At 73.1% G+C, this 3,900-nt stretch carries 1 protein-coding gene; it reads left to right on the forward strand.

Annotation, left to right across the window (positions count from 1 at the left end):
• Positions 1 to 215: 215 nt before the first annotated feature.
• Positions 216 to 3,900, forward strand: a 3,685-nt coding sequence (locus Sri02f_RS41580; protein WP_245971041.1) for a type I polyketide synthase, incomplete at its 3' end; no start/stop codon positions are given.

The following is a 3,900-nucleotide window of genomic DNA, read 5'->3' on the forward strand; positions in this document are numbered from 1 at the left end:
GCTCGACGGGGGCAGGGCCTCTGTCCTGTCGCGGCAGGCGGCGTCCAGGGCATCGCCGTACCGGGTTTAGAGAAAGACCTAGTGCCCCCCTCGAGATACTGCTTGGCAAAGATCGGGAACGATCTCTGCCGCTCCTTGTGCCGACGGCGCCTGGGGGATGGCGGTCCCGGATGGTCAGAGTCCGTCCATCGCCCCATGTGATTGGAAGCCGAGCTGTGACTGAAGAGCCCTCCGTCGCACTTGTCCGTCCGCTCCACGAGATCCTCACGGACCACGCACTGCAGCGACCGGACGAGCGGGTCTTCCAGGACTCTCGGCGGTCCGTCACCTACGGTGCGCTGGAGCGGCGCACCCGGTTCCTGGCCGGGCACCTCGCCGCACTCGGGGTCGCACGCGGTGACCGCGTCCTGCTGCGCATGGGCAACCGGGTCGAGATGGTCGAGAGCTACCTCGCCGTCACGCGCGCGGGAGCCGTCGGCGTGCCGGTCGACCCACGGTCCTCCGACAGCGAACTCGCCCACCATCTCGTCGACAGCGGCGCCCGCACGGTGATCAGCGGCGCGGCCCAGGCACCCCAGGTGCTGCGGACCGGTCGGAGCAGCGGGCTGGACTGCGTTCTGATCGTCGTCGGCGCCGACGAGCCGGTGGCGGGCGCCGCCGACTTCGAGCACCTCGCCGTCACCCCGCCGCCCGCCGACGCGCGGGACGACCTGGACCTGGACGAGACGGCCTGGATCCTGTACACCTCCGGCACCACCGGACGCCCCAAGGGCGTGGTCACGACCCAGCGCAAGTCGCTCTGGGCCACGGCCGCATGCACCGAGCCGATCCTCGGCCTGTCCGCGGCCGACCGCCTCGTGTGGCCGATGCCGCTGTACCACGCCGCCTCGCACAACATCGGTGTGCTCGCCACGCTGGCCGTCGGGGCCTTCGCCCACATCCTGGAGGGCTCGGCCCCGGACGAGATCATGGAGACCGTCCGCAGCGAGCAGGCCACCTTCCTCGTCGGTTCCCCCACCACCTACCACCGCATGGTGGACCTCGCGCGCGAGCGCGGGCTCGAACTGCCGAAGCTGCGCGTGTGCATGGCGGCCGGTTCGGCCTGCCCGCCCGCGCTGCACGAAGCCTTCGAGGACACCTTCGGCATCCGCCTCCTGGACAGCTACGGCAGCAGCGAGACCGGAGGCGCCATCACCACCCAGGCGCTCACCGGGCCACGCGTCCTGGGCACTACCGGCACCCCGCTGCCCGGCCTGACGCTGCGGCTGACGGACGCGCAGACCGGCGAGGAGGTGGCCACCGGCCGGGAGGGCGAGATCTGGGTGCACAGTCCGGCCACCATGACCGGATACCACAACGCCCCGGAAGCGACCCGGGCCGTGCTCGTGGACGGCTGGTACCGCACCGGCGACCTCGGCCGGCAGGACTCCGCCGGGAGGCTCACCATCACCGGCCGGGTCAAGGAACTCATCATCCGCGGCGGCGAGAACATCCACCCCGCGGAGGTGGAGCACGTCCTGGCCGGGGTGCCCGGCGTGGCCGAGGCAGCGGTGGCGGGCAAGCCCCACGCCGTACTGGGCGAGGTGCCCGTCGCCTACCTGGTGCCGGGTCCGGAAGGCCCCGGGGGCATCGACACCCGGGAGCTTCTGGAGACCTGCCGCCGGGAACTCTCCTACTTCAAGGTGCCCGACGAGTTCCACCTCGTCGACGGCATCCCGCGTACGTCGACGGGGAAGACCGCCCGGCGGCAGCTGGCCGAGCTGCCCGCAACGCTGCTCGTCGTCAATCCGTCGGTGGGCGTCCGCCCCGATCTGGCCGCCGAAGGCCCGACCGGAACAGCGGCCGCCGGGACCCCGGCGGCCGCCGACGCCGTCCTCCTGACGACGCGGCACGGGCTGCTCGGCCTGGTGCGCTCCGTGGTCGCCGACGTCCTCGGTCTGCCCCCCGAGGACGTGACCGCCGACCGGCCTCTGCACGAACTCGGCTTCACCTCCCTGTCCGCCGTGACCCTCCGCGACCGGCTGTCCGCCGCCTCCGGCCACCGTCTCTCGGCCGCCGTGGCCTACGACTACCCGACCCCCCAGGCCCTCGCCCGGTACCTCGACGGCCTGGGGGAGGGCGGCCTCGGCGCCGAGAGCGCACAGGACGCCGAGGGAACGGCCGTGACGGGGCAGTCGGACGAGCCCGTCGCCATCGTGGCGATGGGCTGCCGTCTGCCCGGCGGCGCCCGGACGCCCGAGGAGCTGTGGGAGCTCCTCGTGGCGGGAACCGACGCGGTCGGCCCGCTCCCCGACGACCGGGGCTGGGACCTGGACCGGCTCCTGGACGACGACAGCCGCGGCGGTGGGAAGTCGTCCGCCCGGCAGGGTGCGTTCCTGGACGACGCCGGACGGTTCGACGAGGCGTTCTTCGGGATATCGCCGCGTGAGGCGCTGGCGATGGATCCGCAGCAGCGGCTGCTGCTGGAGACGGCCTGGGAGACCTTCGAGCGCGCGGGCATCGACCCGGTCTCGCTGAAGGGCAGCCGGACCGGTGTCTTCGCCGGTGTGATGCACGGGGGCTACGGCCCCGGCCTCCACGAGCGTGCCCCCGAGAACCTGGAGGGCTACCTCGGCAACGGTTCGGCCGTCAGCGTCGCCTCCGGCCGCATCTCCTACACGCTGGGTCTGCTGGGGCCGGCGATCACGGTGGACACGGCGTGTTCGTCGTCGCTGGTGGCGATCCATCTGGCGGCGCAGTCGCTGCGGCAGGGGGAGTGCTCCCTCGCCCTCGCGGGCGGCGCCACCGTCATGTCGACGCCCGGCGCACTCGTGGAGTTCAGCCGGCAGGGGGCGCTCTCGGCCGACGGTCGGTGCCGGGCGTTCGCGGCGGGGGCGAACGGCACCGGTTTCGCGGAGGGTGTCGGCCTGGTGCTGCTGGAGCGGCTCTCGGACGCGCGTCGGCTGGGGCATCCGGTGTTGGCCGTGGTGCGGGGGTCGGCGGTGAACCAGGACGGCGCCTCCAACGGTCTGACCGCGCCGAACGGTCCCGCGCAGCAGCGGGTGATCCGTACCGCGCTGGCGCAGGCCGGTCTCGCCCCGGCCGAGATCAGCGCCGTCGAGGCGCACGGCACCGGCACCACGCTCGGTGATCCCATCGAGGCTCAGGCGCTCCTGGCCACCTATGGTCAGGACCGTCCGGCGGGAGAGCCGCTTCTGCTGGGGTCGGTGAAGTCGAACATCGGTCACACCCAGGCGGCCGCGGGCGTCGCGGGGGTCATCAAGATGGTCATGGCGATGAGCCACGACACCCTGCCGCGCACCCTCCACATCGACGAGCCGTCACCCCACGTCGACTGGAACGCGGACCGGCTCCAGCTCCTCACCGAACCGCAGGCCTGGCCGCGCACCGGCACTCCCCGCCGCGCCGGCGTCTCCTCCTTCGGCGCCAGTGGGACGAACGCGCATCTGATCCTGGAGGAGGCGCCCGCCGGGCAGGTCGTGACGTCTGCTCCCGGGCCGTCCGGGGTGGTGGTGCCGATGCTGTTGTCGGGGCGTGGTGAGGGTGCGTTGCGGGCCCAGGCGGGGCGGGTGGCGGACTTCCTGGAGCGTTATCCGGACCTGTCCGCGGACGCGGTGGCGCGCATGCTGGCGGGCTCGCGGACGGTGTTCGAACACCGCGCCGCGGTCTCCGGGGACGACCGCGCGCAACTGGTGACCCGCCTGCGCGCGCTGGCCGACACCGACGCCGACACGGACACGGACGCCGCTGCGGGCGTGGGTGCGGGTGTGGGTGTGGGTGTGGGTGTGGGTGAGCTTGTCGGTGTGGTGCGGGGCGCGGGCCGGTTGCTGGGTGATCCGGCGCTCGTGTTTCCCGGTCAGGGCGCGCAGTGGCCCGCCATGGCCGTCAAGCTTCTCGAGG

It is taken from the genome of Streptomyces rishiriensis (assembly GCF_003112535.1).
Taxonomy (GTDB): Bacteria; Actinomycetota; Actinomycetes; order Streptomycetales; family Streptomycetaceae; genus Streptomyces; species Streptomyces rishiriensis.